This window comes from Candidatus Deferrimicrobiaceae bacterium (assembly GCA_035256765.1).
In the GTDB taxonomy this organism is placed as follows: Bacteria; Desulfobacterota; Deferrimicrobia; order Deferrimicrobiales; family Deferrimicrobiaceae; genus CSP1-8.
This window is the reverse complement of record DATEXR010000272.1, coordinates 1-17,211: the sequence shown is the minus strand read 5'-3', so window position 1 is coordinate 17,211 and position 17,211 is coordinate 1. Positions and strand designations below refer to the sequence as shown.

The window sequence follows — 17,211 nt, the reverse complement described above, 5'->3', positions numbered from 1 at the left end:
GCCAGCCCTTTGTCGGACTCCCTGCGCCCGGCTCGGCGTACCGGGAGTACGCCTGCGCCGTGCTCGGTCGTCCTTCGCGGTCTGACGGCGCATCCGCTTCGCCTCGGCTGCCGACCCTTCCGGGGACAGGCCCCTCGCTCCGGCTTCGTTGCCCGCCCTCACCGTACCGCGGCGGGTACGCCTCGGTCGGGCGCCTCGCCGGGCGCGGCGCATCGACCCTCTCGGTGCACGGCCTCTTCAGCAACGGATCTCTGCAGGCCGGGGCTCCCCGTTGGCAGACGCTCGCGACCTTGCGCCCGCTCGCTGCCGGTTCCGCTCGACGCAATTTCTCCCTTCGGGGGGACACTCCTCTCCCGCATCCCGGAGATGAATCAGGAGTATCCCCGCCGCGTCGAGGAACCCCCCGCAGCGCCCTGTGCGCGGAGGCGGACTCGATTGTCAATGTGATGACGAGACACTACACTGGATTCTCCCTATGGAATATTTCGTCCAGCAGGTCATCAACGGTCTGCAGCTCGGGTTCGTGTACGCGCTGATCGCCCTCGGCTACACCATGGTCTACGGGATCGTGCGGCTGATCAATTTCGCCCACGGCGACGTCTTCATGGTCGGGGCCTTCATCGGTCTCTACGCCATCGAGCGACACCACCTCCCGCTGGCGATGGTGTTCCTGGCCGCGGTCGCCGGGTGCACGGTCCTCGGGGTGCTGATCGAACTGCTGGCGTACCGGCCGCTGCGCCACGCCCCCAAGATCGCGTCCCTGATCACCGCGATCGGGGTGTCGCTGTTCCTGGAATACTTCACGAGTCTCCGGCAGGTCTTCGGACCGAACTTCTACTCCTTCCCCCGCCCCTTTCCCTTGGCCGTGTGGGAATTCGGGGGGATCCTGGTGACCAACATCCAGGCGGTCATCTTCGCCGTCACCGTGCTCTGCCTGGCGCTGCTCCAGTACATCGTTTTCCGGACGAAGCTGGGCAGGGGGATGCGGGCCGTTTCGTACGACTACGTCACCGCGGGTCTCATGGGGGTGAATGTCAACAGGGTGATCTCCTTCACCTTCGGGCTCGGGGCGGCATTGGCCGGTGTGGGGGGGGTGCTGTACGGCATCGCCTACCCCCAGGTGAACACCTTCATGGGACTCATGCCGGGGCTCAAGGCTTTCACCGCGGCGGTACTGGGCGGGATCGGCAACATCCCCGGGGCGGTGCTGGGGGCGCTCATCATGGGGCAGTCCGAGACGATGGTGTCGGCCTATCTGTCCTCCACGTACCGGGACGGGATCGCGTTCGTGATCCTCATCCTGGTGCTCCTGTGGAAACCGACGGGAATCCTCGGGACGTCCCGGGCCGAAAAGGTGTGACGCCTTGCCGGGATCCCTTCGGAACCTGATCAAGATCCTCGCCGCGTATGCGCTCCTTTCGGGCGGCGTCTTTCTCCTTGCCGCGACGGGGATCGCCAACCCCTACTGGGTCCGGATCTTCGAGCTGGCCTGCGTGGTGGCGATATCGGCCCAGGGCCTGAACATCATCTACGGGTACACCGGTCTCTTCTCCCTCGGCCACGCGGCGTTCTACGGGATCGGGGCGTACGTGGCCGCCTACCTCATGAAGACGTACGGGGGGCAGTCTCAGGCCGCCTTTCTCGTCGCTCTGCTGGCGGGCGGGGGAGCCGCCGCCGTCGTCGCCTTGCTGATCGGGCTGCCCACGCTCCGACTCACCTCGGACTACCTGGGCATCGCGACGCTCGGGTTCGGTATCATCATGAAGGTGATCTTCGACAATGCCGATAGTTTCCTCCCCGATCTGGGGGGCGCCCGGGGGATGACCGGTATCGCGAAGATGACGACCGTTCCCTGGGTCGTCTTTTTCCTTCTCGCATCCCTCTTGGCGGTGCGGAACATGATCCACTCCAGCTACGGGAGGGCGATTCTCTCGATCCGGGAGGACGAGATCGCGGCCGAGATGATGGGGATCGACACGTTCCGGTATAAAATGGCCGGCTTCGTGACGGGGTGCGCCTTCGCCGGGGTGGCGGGGGGGCTCTATGCCCACCTGTACACCTTCCTTCACCCGAGCAATTTCGATTTTTTCAAGTCGATCGACATCCTGGTCATCGTCGTCCTCGGGGGCCTGGGGAACATGAGCGGGACGGTGGCCGCCTCGTTCGGCTGGGTCTTCCTGCTGGAGGGGCTGCGGGTGGTCCTTCCCCCCGGGTACGTAGAGCTTCGGTGGGTGCTGATCCCGGTCCTGTTGATCGTGACGATGCTGCTGCGGCCGCAAGGCCTCTTCGGTTCCCGCGAGTTCCCGTTTCTCCGGGGGAGGCTGGACCGATGATCCTCGCAATTTCCGGTCTCACCAAGCACTTTGGCGGAATCCGGGCGGTGGACGGGGTGGACCTTTCGATTGCCGAAGGAGAGCTTGCGGGGCTCATCGGACCGAACGGATCGGGGAAGACCACGGTGTTCAACCTGGTGACGGGGATCTACCGTCCCGACGGAGGGTCCGTCACGCTGGACGGGAAGAGCCTCTTGGGACTTCCCCCGCACCGGATCAACCGTCTCGGTATCGCCCGCACTTTCCAGAACATCCGGCTTTTCCGGAACCTGACCGTCCTGGACAATGTGAGGATCGCCCACCACTCCCATCGGGAGTACGGCCCTCTTTCGGCTCTTTGCCGGACCGAGCGGTTTTACAAGGGGGAGAAGGAGCTTCAGGCAAAAGTTGAGTATATCCTATCTATCTTCCTGCTTAAAAAAAGGAAATACGAGATCGCGGGGAACCTGCCTTACGGGGACCAGAGGAAACTGGAGATCGCGAGGGCGCTGGCCTCGGAACCCCGGCTCCTCCTGCTCGACGAACCCGCTGCCGGGATGAACCCGTACGAGGTGAGAATGCTGATGGATTTTCTGCTCGAGATCCACGATCGGTTCCGGCTTACCATCCTTTTGATCGAGCATCAGATGCGGCTGGTCATGGGGATATGCCAACGGCTGACGGTGATGGACTTCGGGCAGGTAATCGCCCGGGGGGTTCCCTCCGAGATCCGCGGGGACAGCAGGGTGATCGAAGCATACCTCGGGGAGGACGTCCCATTCGAGTGAGGCGGGATCCAGGAAAATGCAAGGAATAATACAACGGATGGAATAATGTTGCTAACTATTGAAAATCTAAGCGTATACCATGGCAACATAAAGGCTTTGCACGAGATCTCCTTCTCTGTCGGAAGGGGGGAGATCGTCTCCCTGATCGGAGCGAACGGCGCAGGGAAGAGCACCATACTGAAAGCCATCGCCGGGATTCTCACGCCCCGATCGGGAAAGATTCTCCTGGCGGGGGGGGACCTGATCGGGATCCCCTCGCACACGATCGTCCGGATGGGGGTTTCTCTCGTGCCGGAAGGTAGAGGGATCTTCGCCAACATGTCCGTCCGGGAGAACCTGGAGATGGGCGCGTATATCCGGGACCTTCGGCAGGAAGTGGAAAAAGGGATCGGGGAGGTGTTCGCCCTCTTCCCCCGGTTGAAGGAGCGGGCTTCCCAGCCGGCCGGGACTCTCTCGGGGGGGGAGCAGCAGATGCTCGCCATCGGGCGGGCGATGGTCGCAAGGCCCGCCCTTGTCCTGCTGGACGAGCCGTCGATGGGGCTTTCCCCCCTTCTGGTTCGGGAGATATTCCGGATGATCCGGGAGATCAACGAGGCCGGGACGACCATCCTCCTCGTCGAGCAGAACGCCTTCATGGCGCTCTCCGTGGCCCACCGGGCGTACGTCCTGGAAACGGGCCGGATCACGCTGCAGGGGACTGCCTCGACGCTTCGGACTGACCCGAAGGTCCGCGCCGCCTATCTCGGCGACGTTATCGAATAAGGAAGGCCCGTCTGCGTTCCTCCCGGTCCCAAGAACAGGGACGTTCCTAAGAACTCTTTCTCCCCTACGGCGTGCGCCTCGGGTATTCGCCGGTTACGTGGAACCGAACGACCGGGGACTCTGGCTCGCGGGGGATTCCCCTCGGCTACGCTCGCGACCTTCGCCCGCTCGCTGCCGTTCCGCTCGCCGGACCGGCAACCTCGCTCCACAGGCCGCCTCGTGGAACCCCCCGCCTCGCCTAGAGTCCCCGTCCGCCGGTTGCTCCGCCGCGAACCCCCCGTTTCGGGGGCGGTCAACCGCCCCGCTGCGCCTCTGGCGCCGGGAGGAGATCAACCCGATACGCGACCGTGATTACGAGACGCCGCCCTAACGCCCACTCCGGGGAAAGGGTACCCGCCGGTGGATGTTGTCCCGGGGGAAGGCCGTGGCGAACCAATCTGCGGCCTGCCTGGGGAGTTTCTCCGTCCTCCCGATGACGAGGATCCCCCCCGGGGGCAGGACCGATGCGATCGCCTCGACGACCGTGATCCGGCGCGGGGCGTCGAAATAGGTGAATGCCGTGTTGCGGCACAGGACGAGATCGAAATTTCCGGGCAAGGAGTTCCGCAGGAGATCGTGCCTTCGGAACTCCACGGAACGTACCACGACCTCCCGCAACCGGTACTCTCCTTCATCCCTTCGGAAATACCGTTCCGCCGTCGACCGGGGAACTTCGCGGAGGCTGCTTTCCGGGTAACGTCCCTCCCGGGCCCGCGGTAGACAGCTCTCATCCACATCCGTCGCGAGGAGGAAAAGGGAAGGCTTCGGACCCGGAAGTTCCTCCCACAGGATCCGCAGGGTGAACGCCTCCTCCCCCGAGGCGCACCCCGCGCTCCAGGCGCGAACCGGCTGCCCCTTCGCGGCGAGGGGGGGGAGTACCTGGCGGGACAGGGTCTCGAACACCCGGCGGTTCCGGAAGAACCGGGAAATCGTCACGGTCAGGAGGGGTCGGAGCGCCTCCCGTTCCGAGAGGTCGCGGCGCAGAAGAGAGAGATAGGCCCGGAAGTCGTGGATCCCTTGCGACTCCATTCGCTTCATGACACGGCGGCGGATGTTCCGTCTGAGCAAGGCCGAGGGGGAGAGTCCGAAAAAGGGAAGGGCCTCGGCGAGAAACGTTTCGAAATCCGTCACGGTTTCCGACCGGGCCGGCCGTACAGGACCTCCTTCTTGAAGATTCGCATCAGGAGGTAGATGGCCGGGAACAGGAAGACCGCTCCCGCAGCGAGGGAAACCAGGAGGAGGCGCATGGTGGACGGGGCCGTTGCGGCCGACTCGAAGGTGATCGCCGGCCGGACGAGATACGGGAACTGGGCAAGCCCCCAGCCGGCAAGGATCAGGACCACCTGAACGGCCGCGCAGATGCGGGCCGTCCGGAAGGCGCAAAGATATAGGGAGACGTAAGCTCCCAATGCGGCGGTGGCGTTGAACATGACGATGCTCACGGACCAGTCGCTCCCGATCAATGCCCGGGAGAAGTCCGGAGCTCCCGTCTTCGCGATCACCGGGACGAAAACGGACAGCAGGGCGACAATCGCTGCCGACCAGAGGGCACGGATTCGGAAATCGGCACGCAGGTCGGGGTCCTCCGTTTCCAGGATCAGGTAGACGGCCGCCAGGTAGGAAAACACGGAAAGGGTAAGGGCTCCCACCGCGAGGGGAAAGGGGGCGAGCCAGCTCGACGTGTCCCCGGTGAAGGCGAGCGTTTCCGCGGGGATCCTGCCGGAGGAGATCGCGCCGATCGTCACCCCCAGGAGGATTGGAGTGACGAGGCTGGCCCCCGCGAAAAGGGTCCCCCACCGTCCCGCACCCCGTTCTTCGTGGAGATGGTATGCGTGGAACGCAAAGGCCGCTCCCCGCAGGACGATCCCGGCGAGAAGGATGGTCAGGGGAATGAACAGCGCGGTGCAGATCACGGCGAACGCCGGCGGAAACCCGGTGAAGAGAACCACGACCGCGACGATGAGCCAGATGTGGTTCGTCTCCCACACGGGCCCGATGGCGCGGGCGATCAGACGCCTCTGCGCATCTGCCCGCGGCCCCCGGGCGAGAAGGTCCCACACGCCCCCCCCGAAATCGGCGCCGGCCGTCAGGGCATAGAGCAACAGGGCGCCGAGCATGCTCCCCGCCAGCAAGGAAGGAAGGGACGGCATCGGCTACCGGGCTCCTCTGCCGCTCTCCTCGTCCAGAGGGAAGGCAGGGCTTGCCGATACCTCCCGCCTGAGGAGGATGGCCGCGGAGACCCCGAGGGCGAGGTAGATCAGGGAGAAGAAGACGAACGGGATCGCAAGTCCGCCGACCGTAGTGACGGCGTCCGCCGTCCGCATCACGCGATGGACGGCCCACGGCTGCCGGCCGAGCTCGGTTACGATCCAACCCGCCTCCACGGAGAGGATTCCGAGTGGTCCGCACGCCGCCACGGCACCGAGGAACCGGCGGTGGTAGAGCCATTCCCGTTTCCTCCAGGCGAAAAGGGCCGCCGCCAATGCCAGGGCGGTCATGACCGATCCGGACGCAACCATGAACTGGAAGGCCAGGTGGACCGGCAACGGGTTCGGCCACTCGTCGCGGGGAAACGCCGAAAGCCCCTTCACCTCCGCGTCGGGATCGTGAAAGGCCAGGAAGCTCAAGCCCCGCGGAATCTCGATCGCATATCTTGTCTCCATGGCGTCGACATCCGGAATCCCCCCGATCCGGATCGGCGCACCCCGCTCGGTCCGGAACTGCCCCTCCAGGGCGGCGAGCTTCGCGGGCTGGTTGCGGGCGACAAACCTCGCGCTGAAATCCCCGCTCACAGGCTGAAGGATCGCCGCCGTTCCTCCCACCCACAGGGCGATGGCGAGCGCCCGTCGGTGGAACAGGTTGTCCCTTTTCCGCATCAGCATGAAGGCGTGGATTCCCGCGACCGCGAACCCGGAAGCGGCGAAGGCGGCAAGGGTCATGTGAAGCGTCTCCGTCTTCCACGCGGGGTTGAACATCGCGGCGAACGGGAAGATGGCGACCGGCCTGCCGTCCAGCAGGGTGAACCCGGCGGGGCTGTTCATCCACGCGTTCGCCGTGACCACGAAGATTCCCGAGAGGATCCCTCCGAGGGCGACGCCCACGCCCGAAAGAAGGTGGAGGCGGGGGGAGACCTTCTCCCAGCCGTAGAGATAGATCCCCAGGAAGATCGCCTCGGCGAAGAAGGCGAATCCCTCGAGGGCGAAGGGAAGCCCGATGATCCCTCCGGAGAACTCCATGAACCGGGGCCAGAGGAGGCCGATCTCTAAGGAGAGGACCGTACCGGATACCGCGCCGACGGCGAACAGCACCCCGGTTCCCCGCGCCCAACGTTTCGCGAGCTCGAGGTACACGGGTTTGCCGGTTTTCCGGAATGCGGCCTCCGCGACGACCATCAGCACGGGCATTCCCATGCCGGCCACCGCGAAGACGATGTGGAAGGCGAAAAACATCGCCATCTGGCCGCGGGCGAGGAGCAGCTCCGTCAACAGGGAATCCTCCCGATCGTTATTGTATCCTCAAAACCCCACGGAAAAAGATAGCAACCCCTTGTTCCTTACCCGGAATCAAGGCGATTATAGGAAAACATCCGACAGTTTTTGCCAGATTCCAAGACGAGGAGGTATCGAATTGGAAGCCACAACCCCGAAAAACATCGGTCATTTCGTCAACGGGAACGCCATCTTCACCGGGACGGCGATACCGCACGCGAATTCGCCAGACGGGTGGAGGCGGGGATGGTCGGGATCAACGTGCCGATCCCGGTGCCGCTTGCGTTTTACAGCTTCGGCGGCTGGAAGCGTTCGCTGTTGAATGAAAACGATCACGTCACGCTGGCCGACCGGGATTCGCGCGGGCGCCGATTTCGTCATGCCGATCATGAAGTAGGGCGGAGGGAGGAAGAAAGAAGGAAGGAAAATCCACCCCCTTCCTCTCGGAGCATATTCGCCTTATGAAGAAGGCGACCCTGCCGGTCTTATCGAACGAGAGCCGACGGTCTCCGGGCGCCTTCCTGGATAGGGGTGCCGGCGTTTTTTCCATGTCACTTCTCCTCCAGCGGAACCAGTTCGAGAAAGGATGACTGCAGGGGGTCCTTGTTGAGGAAGCGGCCTACCCACTCCTGCCCCGCGGGGGAGGCGGTGATTTCCCCGAACGCACGCGCGTCGTTCGCAAGCCCGGAGGAAAACCCGTTTTCGTATCCGTACTTCATGGCGAGCAAAGCCCCTTTCGCCGCCGCTTTTCTTGCGGCACGGATCTCCTTCGCCTCCTCCGGTCCGGGGGCCGGAGAGGCCAGGATCGCGCGGATGTCCCGTCTTCCGAAAAAGCGGTCGAACGCCTCCTTTTGCCCCGCGGCGATGGCGTCCCAGTCCTTTCGCGGGATGCTTTTCCCCCCCGGGAGGAAACCGCGCGCCCTCCGGACGGCGACGGAGAGGGCGGTTGCGGACGGAACGAATTCGTCGGCCAGCCCCATCTCCACGGCCGCGTACCCGTCCACCGGTTCGCCGTTGGCGCTCATCTGCGCCGCTTTCGCCGGCCCCACGAGGCGAGGCAGACGCTGCATGCCGCCGTAGCCGGGGATGATCCCCAGCTTGACCTCGGGCTGCCCCAGGCTCGCGTTTTCCGTCACGATCCGGTAATGGGCGCTCATCGCCAGCTCGTTTCCGCCCCCCAAGGCGAACCCGTCGACGACGGCGATCACGGGAAGGGAGAGGTTCTCGAGCTCCGTGAAGACGGAAATGTTCTTCGCGGCAAGAGCACCGATCGCCCCGGCGGGCTTGCCGTGGAACTCCTTCACGTCCGCTCCCGCGACGAACGCTCTTCCCGCCCCCGTCAGCACGAGGGCACGCACCTGCCTTCCCTCGAGCGTGCCGAGGGTACCAAGCTCCCGCACGGCCGAGGCCAGCTGGGATAACAGATCCTCGTTGAGGGCGTTCAGCGCCTCCGGCCGGGTGAGGGTCATGACCGCCACATCGCCCAGGAGCCGGATGTCGAGGAACCGTTTTTCTTTTTGGTCGGCGGCCCTTATCCTCTCGCCGAGGAACGCGTCCTCATACTCCCGGATCGCCCGTCCGGGCCGGTCCGCCTGGACGAGCGCGACGCCTTTCGGCTTTTCCATGGTGCCGTCCAGCATTTTCTGCTGGATGCCGGCCAGGCCGGGAAGGGTGGTGATCTCCAGGTCCTCCTGCTCCATGACGATCTTCCCCTCGGCGAGAAGCCGCGCCACTTCCCCCGCCTGGTCCGACCGGTACATGTGGGAGCCGAAAATGGACAGGTTCGTCTTCCCCCGCAGGACGACGTACCCGCAGGGCATCGCGTTCCGCTCGTCATAGTCGCGCAGGATGAAGGTGCTGAAGTGGAGGGTGCTCTGATCCGGGCGCTCCACGATGAAGTCGGGGCTTTGCCGTGGGCCGAAGATCCCCCAGTACGCCTTGCCGAGGGCCTGGGCATTGCGCATGAATGTCGAGGCGTATTCGGGGTTCGGCTTTCCGTCGGGCGTGAGCGGATCGGGCATCTCCTCCGGCAGGCGCAGGCCGTCCCGGTCGATCACGCGGGAAAGGGGGATCCCCATCCGCCGCAGCGACGCGATTCCCTTTTTTTCGGCCGACCGGGAGACGACGAAGGCGAGTTCCGCACCTCTCGCCAGCGCGGCCCGGGCAAATGCGCGGGAGTAGGCGTCGGCGCCCCAGATGAGGCCCCTGCGGCCGGGGAGAAGGCCGATTTCCGACAGGATCGCGTCGGGGGTCCCTTTCCGGAAAAGGATCTGCTTCTGGCGCATCCAGACCCAGCGCGCGTCGAGGACGAACCTCCTCCCGTCGTAGAAGAACGTCTCCTGGTACTCCCCTTTGAGTCCCTTCCCCGTACCTCCGAAGAAAGCGAGCGAGCCTTTTTCCGAAAGGACGGAGACGAGCAGGGGAAAGTTGAACGCGCCGGTGTGCTCGAATATCTTGTCGACCGGTCGCCCCCCGTTGGCGGCCAAAACCGCTTGACGGAACGGTTCCGTCCTGGCATGCCACTCTTCGTGGCGGGCGCCGTGGGGGACGGGTCCGAAGACCTGGGGCGGAATGGCGCGCCGGTCCACGAAGGAGTCCGCGATTCCGCGTTCGATGAGCGACCGGGCGAGTTCGGGGTTCGACCCCATAAGAATCACCCTGGCCCCGAGCCTTTTGGCGATCTGCGCCCCCGCGAAGCTCGTTCCCTTTCCTCCCCCCATAAGAAGGACGGAGTCTCCGGGAGACACCCGGAGTCTTTCCACGACGGCCCGGTACGCCGTTCCGTACGTAAGGAGCATGGCGGCCAGTCGTTCCGGCGTGTGAGCGCGCAGGGGGGGCGCGAGAGGGATCGCCCTCTCCTCGTCGACGATCGCGAACTGGGCGTTGAACCCGTCGTGCGTTTCGTAGCCGCGGATATTGTTCCCGGTCCACGAATCGAGGATGACCGCCTGGCCGACCTTGACCCGCGTGATCGCCGCCCCGGCGTCGACGACCAACCCCAGCGCGTCGCTTCCCGGGATGTGAACGGTCGCGGTGTCCCCCTTTCCGAACACCGGCACCGGAAGTCCCAGCGAAGCGAAGTTGGTGTTGAAGTTCGGACCCGTGGCCAGGATCGCCACGAGCACGCGTTTCGCGTCGCGGTCATGAAGACGGGGGATCGGGACCTGTTCCATCCGGAGGACTTCGGAAGGCGGGCCGTACCGGTCCCGGTGAATCAGCAGCGCGTGCATCGTTTCGGGAAGGGGGGTGCCCAGGGTCGGGGGAGAGGAAAGGGGCCACAATCGGCTGTTTTCAGAATTGGATCCGGACATGATGCCTCCGTGGCGTGCGTTTCGGGGTTGGCGGAATGCCTTCTCCGGACAGGAGTATCCTTTGGATTCCCAAATGAATTGCGTGATTCAGAAAATATAGTACATTTTCATCCATCTTTTGAAGACCGGAGAGCGAGTCCGGCGAATTCTATGGAAAGGAGCAGGCCGATGACCGGGGAGGGGAAGACGGTATCCGCAACCCGATTGGTGCTGGCCCAGGTCATGACCCCGCAGGACGCCAACATCGCGGGGAACGTTCACGGGGGGAACATCATGAAACTTGCGGACACCGCTTCCGCGGTGGTCGCGATCCGGCACTCCGGGTGCCTTTGCGTCACCGCCTCGGTGGACCGGTTCGATTTTCACGCGCCGGTCTACGTCGGGAATCTGATCACCTTGTGTGCGTCCCTCAATCACGTGGGGCGGACCTCGATGGAGGTGGGGGTCCGGGTCGAGGCCGAGGACCTGCGGACCGGGAAGAAGACCCACACCAATTCGTGCTATTTCACGATGGTTGCTCTTGACATGGACGGCAATCCGACCCCGGTCTCCCGTCTCCTTTTGGAGACAGAAGAAGACCGTCGACGGAACACGGAGGCCGCGTTGCGCGTCGCGATCAGGAAAAAACGGACCTAGCGTGTCCCCCCTACCGGGTGGCGGAAGGTTAGGGTATAATGATCCTGCATCCCGATGCGGCGGCGGGAAACCCTTGGACGAACATTCATGGCCCCAGGCGGGGCGAGGGGGTCGCCATGATGGATGTCCTGTTCTACGCGTTCTTCGGCATCGGATTTCTGGTGATGATGGCCATGATCGTCTTTGTTTTCCGTTCGATAGGGAACGGGAAGAAGGAGAGGGATCACTGGAAAGCGCTGGATGACAATTCGTCGATCCTTCGAAGATGAAATTGGGTAAACTTTTTCCCGCATCAAAAAAGGAGGGAAAACTGTAACCCAAATTGGGCAATAAGATTCCTACGGCCGCGAACCCCTAAAAATAATTACAGAATAACCTGTCGGAAAGACTCACAGAAATTTCGTATCCCAATAAGGCTCAGGAATTGCAAGGTTTTCTTTACCATCATGCGCGGTTTTCCCGTATATCGGATGGATCCATCGACCGACAAGATCCTTCGGGTCGGTACGATACTTGAGTTCCGGAAAAGCCGAAGGAGCATGAACCGGATCGGGCTCGCCAAACTCGCCCAGAAACTTTTTGCGCAGGCCCCGGGAGACATCATCTATCTGGGTTCCGAATCCGCCCTCGAGCGCGCCGAGGCGATGCGGACCCCGGAGGCATCCCTCTCCGCCGGATAAATCCTATCGCTGTCCAAATTGCATGCTGCCGCGGGAAATGGTAGAATCGTTCGCCATCTTGGAGAAAAAAGCAAAGGAGAACGAGAGGAATGGCAACAGGGACGGTGAAATGGTTCAACGATGCGAAAGGGTACGGTTTCATCACCCCGGATGAAGGGGAAGATATTTTCGTCCATTTCAGCGAAATTGCGGGAGACGGCTTCCGCTCCCTCACCGAGGGGATGAAAGTGGAGTTCGAGGTAACCACCGGACCCAAAGGAAAGAAAGCGGCCAACGTCCGGAAAGTCTAGCGGGGCCAGGACACGGGAACAGGGGAAAGCGCCACGGGGAAGCCTCCCGGCGGCGCTTTTTCTTTCCCTTTCATCGGCCGAACGGATCCGAAAGGGGATGACACGCCGGGTCCCCTTTGCTAGATTGTCCCCAAAATCCGGCCGCCCCGCTTTCCCCCGCGACGGTTGCGCATCCTGCCACGGGTCCCCGTTCCGCCGGTAGGGGGAAGGGCCGACAGGCAGAGGTGCCCCGATGATCTCCTCCCTCACGCCCCTTTTCCGACCCGGACGCATCGCCGTGATCGGCGCGTCTTCCAACCCCGAAAAGATGGGGTTCCAGATCTTCCGGAACATCCTGGAAGCCGGATTCTCCGGGGATGTCCTCCCCGTGAACCCGAAAGGGGAAGTGATCCTGGGGCGATCTTCCGTCCGGTCGGCCGGTGAGATTCCCGAGGGAACGGATCTCGCGGTCGTCATCATCCCGGCGAAGCTCGTGCCCGCCACCATCCTCCAGTTGGGGGAGAGAAAGGTGCGTTCCGCGATCGTCATCACGGGGGGATTCGCCGAGGCCGGGGAGGAAGGAGCCGCGCTCCAGGACGACCTGGTCCGAAACGCCCACCGCTGCGGCATCCGCCTGATCGGCCCCAACTGCCAGGGAGTCAACTACCCGTACCATGGACTGTGCGCCTCCTGGCCGCTCATCACGCGCCGGGGGGAGATCGCGATCGTGTCCCAGAGCGGGACCGTGGGCGCGGCGTTTTCCGACTGGGCGTCCGAGGACCGGCTCGGCTTCTCGGCGTTCGTGAGCATGGGCAACCGGGCGGACGTCGACGAGGCGGACCTGATCGACTTTTTCGCGGACGACCCGAACACGTTGGTCATCGCCCTCTACATCGAGGGAGTGAAGGACGCGGGGAAATTTCTTGCGGCCCTGCGCAAGTGCCGAAAGCCCGTCGTGATCTTCAAGGCGGGGCGGACGGAGCGGGGGAGAAAGGCGGCCGAATCCCACACCCGGTCCCTCGCGGGGAAGGACGAGATCTACGACGCCGTGTTCCGCCAGTACGGTGTGCACCGCGCGTCCACCCTCGAGGAGCTGTACGACTTCTCCAAGGCGCTCGCGTACCTGCCGCCTCCGCCGGGGCCGAGGACCCTGATCGTCACCAGTTCGGGGGGGTCGGCCATCATCGCGACGGACGTGGCCGAGGAGGAGGGATTCCGCGTCGCCGCCCTCCCGCCGGACCTCGCCGGCAGGCTCAAGGAAATTCTCCCCGCCCACTGCATCGTGGGAAACCCCCTCGATCTCACGGGGGACACCGACGCGGATCGCTACCGGAAGGTCCTGTCCGCCGCGGAAGGGCACTACGACGTGGTCATGACGATCTTCGGCGATCCGATCGCAGGCGCCGCCGATGTCGTCCGTCCCGGAAGATGCGATCTCGTCGCCTACCTGGGCGGGGCCGATGTGGAAAGGGAGGAGCGGGGGAAGATGCACGAGAAGAAGATCGCCGTCTTCCCGACGCCGGAGAGGGCGGTCAAGGCCTTGTCCTGCTACGCGCGGTTCGACCGGAAAACGTTCGCGCCGGAGCGGTCGGGAGCCGCGCCGCCGGGGAAGACGCAGGGGCCCGTAAGGGCGATGACCCCCGCCGAATCGATGGCGTTCCTCGCCGGAAACGGTTTCCCCGTGACCGACGCGCGGGCGGTTACGAGCGAGCAGGAGGCGATCGACGCGGCCCGGCTCATCGGTTTTCCCGTCGTCCTGAAGATGAACTCCCCCGACGTTACGCACAAATCCGACGTGGGGGGGGTGATCCTGAATATCGCCGGTGAGGAAGGGGTCCGGGAGGCGTACCGGAGCATCCGGGAGGCCGCCGGGAGGATCGGGGCGACGGACGGCGGCGCGCTCGTGGCCGCCATGGCGCCCCCCGGCCAGGAGATCATCATCGGCGTGACGAGGGACCTCCAGTTCGGGCATGCGGTGATGTTCGGCCTCGGCGGGATCATGGTCGAGGTGATGAAGGACGTGTCGTTCCGGATCGTCCCGCTGACCGGGAAAGACGCCGCGGAAATGGTCGCCGAGATCCGCGGCGCGCGCGTCCTGGAAGGGATCCGGGGGAAAAAGCCCTCCGACGTGCAGGCCGTTTGCGACCTTCTCCTGCGGGTTTCGGATCTTGTGGCACGCCACCCCGGGATCGAGGAGATGGACCTGAACCCGGTGATCGTCCACGAGAAGGGTCTGACCGTTGCGGATTCCCGGGTGGTGGTATCCGGTACACAGAAATGAAGCTGCGCATCGGAATCCCGCGGGAGATCAAGGAAGGCGAGAACCGGATCGCGACGACTCCGCGGTGCGTCAGGGCCCTGCGCGACGCGGGCGCGAGAGTGTTCGTCCAGAAAGGAGCGGGGCTGGGGAGCGGGTTTCCGGACTCGGCGTTCGCCGGAGCGGGGGCGACCATCGTCCCGGAGGCCGCAGACGCCTGGCGCGTCGATCTCGTCGTCAAGGTGAAAGAGCCTCTCCCCCGCGAATTCCGGTTTCTCTCCGAACGCACGGCCCTGTTCACCTACCTCCACCTCGCCGCCTTACCGGAGCTTACCGAAGTCCTGCTCGCCAGGAAGGTGACGGCGATCGGTTACGAAACGGTTCGGAAGGGGGGGCGGCTTACCCTGCTTCGCCCGATGAGCGAGGTGGCCGGGATCCTGGCAATCCAGGTCGGCGCACGGGGCCTCGAGAAGGCATCGGGGGGGAGAGGCGTTCTCCTTCCGGCGGTCAAGGGCGGAAGGCCGGCGTCGGTGTGCGTGATCGGGGCGGGCATCGCGGGAAGGAACGCGGCGCGGACGGCGGCGGGGATCGGGGCGCGCGTGACCGTGCTCGACATCTCCCGGGAAAAGCTTGCGAAGGTCCGGGAGGAGACAGGCGGCCGCGTCCGTACGGTTTTCTCCACGCCCGGATCGATCGAACGGAACGTGGTCCGGGCGGACCTCGTGATCTCCACCGTGCTGCTCGCCGGGGACAAGGCTCCCGTCCTGATCCGCCGGGACCTTCTTCGACGCATGCAACGGGGAGCGGTCGTGGTGGACATTTCCATCGACCAGGGGGGCACCCTGGAGACGTCCCGCCCGACGACGCATGCGGCCCCTTTCTACATCGAGGAGGGCGTGGTCCATTACTGCGTGACGAACATGCCGGCGGCCGTATCCCGGACCTCCACGATCGCATTGACGAGGGCGACGCTTCCGTACGTGAGGAAGTTCGCCCGGTTCGGCGTTTTGCAAGCCCTTCGGAAGGATGCCGCTTTGCGGGCGGGACTCAACACGTTCCGGGGCAGGGTGACCTGCGAGGGGGTCGCTCGCGCGTTCGGCAAGGAGTACACCGCCCCCGAATCGCTGCTGTGACGGAAGAACCGGTCCGTCCGCGCAACGTATCAGCCGGCTTCCGACGGTCCCCGGAGGATCTCCGCGAGCGCGCGGACCCGGGCGCGGGTCGTCGCGAGGTCGCCGGAGTTGTCGATCACGTAGTCGGAGGCCCGGGTCTTCTCCCCGGGGTCCATTTGCGCGGAGAGGATCCTCAGGGCCTCCTGCCGCGGGATGCCGTCCCGGCGCATGAGCCGTTCCACCTGCATTTCCCTGTCGCATCCCACGCCGATCACCGCCTCGAACAACCCCTGCCGGCCCTTCTCGTGGATGAGCGCTGCCTCGACGATGGCGATCGCGTGTCCAGTTGCGGCGAGTGCGGAAACCGCCTCCCGGATCCCCACCATGATGCGAGGGTGCGTGATCGCTTCGAGTTCGGCGCGTTTCCCGGGATCCGCGAAGACGATCGCACCGAGCTTTTTCCGGTCGATCCGTCCGTCGGGCAGCAGGATTCCCGTCCCGAAGTTCCGGACGATTGCCGTATGGGCGGGTTTTCCCGGCAAGGTGACCTCCCGGGAGATCCTGTCCGCATCCACGACGGGGATTCTCTCCTCCCGGAAGAGGCGTGCCACGGTGCTTTTTCCGGAACCGATTCCTCCCGTGAGGCCGAAGACGCGCATGCCGAAAATGATACCACCGACGAAGGTTTTCTTTTCCCGGTCCGTACCGGAATTCCCGACGTTGACAACCCCCGGGAGGGGGTGATAGCGTCGAAATAAATGAATAGCTATTCATTTTCGTCGAAGGAAAGGAGGCTGGCGCCATGGCCGAGATGACCGTGAAGGATTTTTTCGAATCGCTGGAGTCCAAGCTGAACTCGGATCCGTCCAAACTGGCCGGCTTGAACAGCGTCTACCAGTTCAAGGTGGGGGAGGAAAGCTACCAAGTCGCGATGAAAGACGGCAAGGCCTCCGTGGCGGCGGGCGATGCGCCGACTCCGAACTGCACCGTGACGATGGCCCAGAACGATTTCCTCGAGATGCTCGGGGGGAAGCTGAACAGCCAGATGGCCTTCATGACCGGGAAACTGAAGGTGGCGGGGGACATGGGGCTGGCTCTCAAACTGGGTTCCTTCCTCAAGGTGTGACGAAAAAGGGAGGTGGGCGACCCGCGGGAAAAGATCTTCCGGGAGGCGGCGGAAACGCTTGCGGCCCGCCGGAACGCGGTTGCGCTGACCGGGGCGGGGATCTCGGTGGAAAGCGGGATCCCCATGTTTCGCGGCACCCAGGGGATGTGGGAGAAGTACGATCCGATGGAGTACGCGACCATCGGCGCCTTCCTGCGCGACCCGGAGAAGGTCTGGGAGATGCTTTCCGAGATGGTCGAGGTTCTCTCCCGAGCCGTCCCGAACCCCGCCCATTTCGGGCTGGCGGAGATGGGAAAGAGGGGGCTCCTCCGGTCGATCATCACCCAGAACGTGGACGGTCTGCACCAGGCGGCGGGGTCCCAAAGGGTGATCGAGTTCCACGGGAGCGCCGGGGAACTGATCTGTCTTTCCTGCTGGAACCGCTATTCTTC

General features: G+C 64.3%; 18 protein-coding genes. 13 read left to right on the top strand and 5 right to left on the bottom strand.

Translation table 11 applies throughout. The annotated features are described in order from the left end of the window. Positions 1 to 475 precede the first annotated feature (475 nt). The 4 genes from VJ307_09445 to VJ307_09430 are packed head-to-tail and all read left to right on the top strand — an operon-like array spanning position 476 to position 3,862. Positions 476 to 1,360: a branched-chain amino acid ABC transporter permease gene (locus VJ307_09445; protein ID HJX74366.1), complete on the top strand. Its 885-nt coding sequence runs from the start codon at positions 476 to 478 to the stop codon at positions 1,358 to 1,360. A 4-nt stretch (positions 1,361 to 1,364) separates the two neighbouring features. After that, positions 1,365 to 2,333, top strand: coding sequence for a branched-chain amino acid ABC transporter permease (locus VJ307_09440; protein ID HJX74365.1), 969 nt, complete (start codon positions 1,365 to 1,367; stop codon positions 2,331 to 2,333). Then, positions 2,330 to 3,100: an ABC transporter ATP-binding protein gene (locus tag VJ307_09435; protein HJX74364.1), complete on the top strand. Its 771-nt coding sequence runs from the start codon at positions 2,330 to 2,332 to the stop codon at positions 3,098 to 3,100. Before VJ307_09440 ends, VJ307_09435 begins: the two co-directional genes overlap by 4 nt. A 45-nt stretch (positions 3,101 to 3,145) precedes the next feature. Beyond that, positions 3,146 to 3,862 carry an ABC transporter ATP-binding protein gene (locus VJ307_09430; protein HJX74363.1) on the top strand — a complete coding sequence of 239 codons (717 nt, stop codon included), beginning with the start codon at positions 3,146 to 3,148 and terminating at the stop codon, positions 3,860 to 3,862. A gap of 366 nt (positions 3,863 to 4,228) precedes the next feature. On the opposite strand, the gene VJ307_09425 is transcribed toward VJ307_09430, so the two are convergent. The 3 genes from VJ307_09425 to VJ307_09415 are packed head-to-tail and all read right to left on the bottom strand — an operon-like array spanning position 4,229 to position 7,386. Further along, positions 4,229 to 5,032 (bottom strand): protein-glutamate O-methyltransferase CheR, encoded by an 804-nt coding sequence (locus VJ307_09425; protein HJX74362.1) that lies wholly within the window; start codon positions 5,030 to 5,032, stop codon positions 4,229 to 4,231. After that, positions 5,029 to 6,051 (bottom strand): cytochrome d ubiquinol oxidase subunit II, encoded by a 1,023-nt coding sequence (locus VJ307_09420; protein ID HJX74361.1) that lies wholly within the window; start codon positions 6,049 to 6,051, stop codon positions 5,029 to 5,031. Before VJ307_09420 ends, VJ307_09425 begins: the two co-directional genes overlap by 4 nt. 3 nt (positions 6,052 to 6,054) lie before the next feature. Next, positions 6,055 to 7,386 carry a cytochrome ubiquinol oxidase subunit I gene (locus VJ307_09415; GenBank protein ID HJX74360.1) on the bottom strand — a complete coding sequence of 444 codons (1,332 nt, stop codon included), beginning with the start codon at positions 7,384 to 7,386 and terminating at the stop codon, positions 6,055 to 6,057. Between the two features lie 111 nt (positions 7,387 to 7,497). On the opposite strand from VJ307_09415, the gene VJ307_09410 reads away from it, so the two are divergent. Continuing rightward, entirely contained in the window at positions 7,498 to 7,854 is a 357-nt protein-coding gene (locus tag VJ307_09410; GenBank protein ID HJX74359.1) for an aldehyde dehydrogenase family protein, read from the top strand. An 86-nt stretch (positions 7,855 to 7,940) separates the two neighbouring features. Here the strand turns inward: VJ307_09410 and VJ307_09405 are convergent, their stop codons facing one another. Further along, entirely contained in the window at positions 7,941 to 10,700 is a 2,760-nt protein-coding gene (locus tag VJ307_09405) for an enoyl-CoA hydratase-related protein (protein HJX74358.1), read from the bottom strand. Positions 10,701 to 10,868: 168 nt separating this feature from the next. Here VJ307_09405 and VJ307_09400 point away from each other — a divergent pair, with 168 nt between their 5' ends. From VJ307_09400 to ald, 6 genes are all read left to right on the top strand, one after another. Beyond that, positions 10,869 to 11,336 (top strand): acyl-CoA thioesterase, encoded by a 468-nt coding sequence (locus tag VJ307_09400; protein ID HJX74357.1) that lies wholly within the window; start codon positions 10,869 to 10,871, stop codon positions 11,334 to 11,336. A gap of 116 nt (positions 11,337 to 11,452) precedes the next feature. Next, a complete protein-coding gene (locus VJ307_09395; protein HJX74356.1) occupies positions 11,453 to 11,605 on the top strand; it encodes a hypothetical protein in 153 nt (50 codons plus the stop codon). Positions 11,606 to 11,875: 270 nt separating this feature from the next. Then, complete coding sequence (locus VJ307_09390) at positions 11,876 to 12,016, top strand: hypothetical protein (protein ID HJX74355.1); 141 nt, start codon at positions 11,876 to 11,878, stop codon at positions 12,014 to 12,016. 89 nt (positions 12,017 to 12,105) lie between these two features. Continuing rightward, positions 12,106 to 12,306 (top strand): cold-shock protein, encoded by a 201-nt coding sequence (locus VJ307_09385; protein ID HJX74354.1) that lies wholly within the window; start codon positions 12,106 to 12,108, stop codon positions 12,304 to 12,306. 232 nt (positions 12,307 to 12,538) lie between these two features. Continuing rightward, positions 12,539 to 14,566, top strand: a complete 2,028-nt coding sequence (locus VJ307_09380; protein ID HJX74353.1) for an acetate--CoA ligase family protein — start codon at positions 12,539 to 12,541, stop codon at positions 14,564 to 14,566. After that, entirely contained in the window at positions 14,563 to 15,675 is a 1,113-nt protein-coding gene (gene ald / locus VJ307_09375; GenBank protein ID HJX74352.1) for an alanine dehydrogenase, read from the top strand. The genes VJ307_09380 and ald overlap by 4 nt, the downstream gene beginning before the upstream one ends. Positions 15,676 to 15,704: 29 nt before the next feature. On the opposite strand, the gene coaE is transcribed toward ald, so the two are convergent. Then, positions 15,705 to 16,313, bottom strand: coding sequence for a dephospho-CoA kinase (gene coaE / locus VJ307_09370; GenBank protein HJX74351.1), 609 nt, complete (start codon positions 16,311 to 16,313; stop codon positions 15,705 to 15,707). Between the two features lie 143 nt (positions 16,314 to 16,456). On the opposite strand from coaE, the gene VJ307_09365 reads away from it, so the two are divergent. Together VJ307_09365 and VJ307_09360 are read left to right on the top strand one after the other, a co-directional pair. Then, positions 16,457 to 16,780, top strand: coding sequence for an SCP2 sterol-binding domain-containing protein (locus VJ307_09365; GenBank protein ID HJX74350.1), 324 nt, complete (start codon positions 16,457 to 16,459; stop codon positions 16,778 to 16,780). 12 nt (positions 16,781 to 16,792) lie between these two features. Then, positions 16,793 to 17,211 (top strand): Sir2 family NAD-dependent protein deacetylase (locus tag VJ307_09360; GenBank protein ID HJX74349.1); only part of this gene is annotated, 419 nt, incomplete at its 3' end.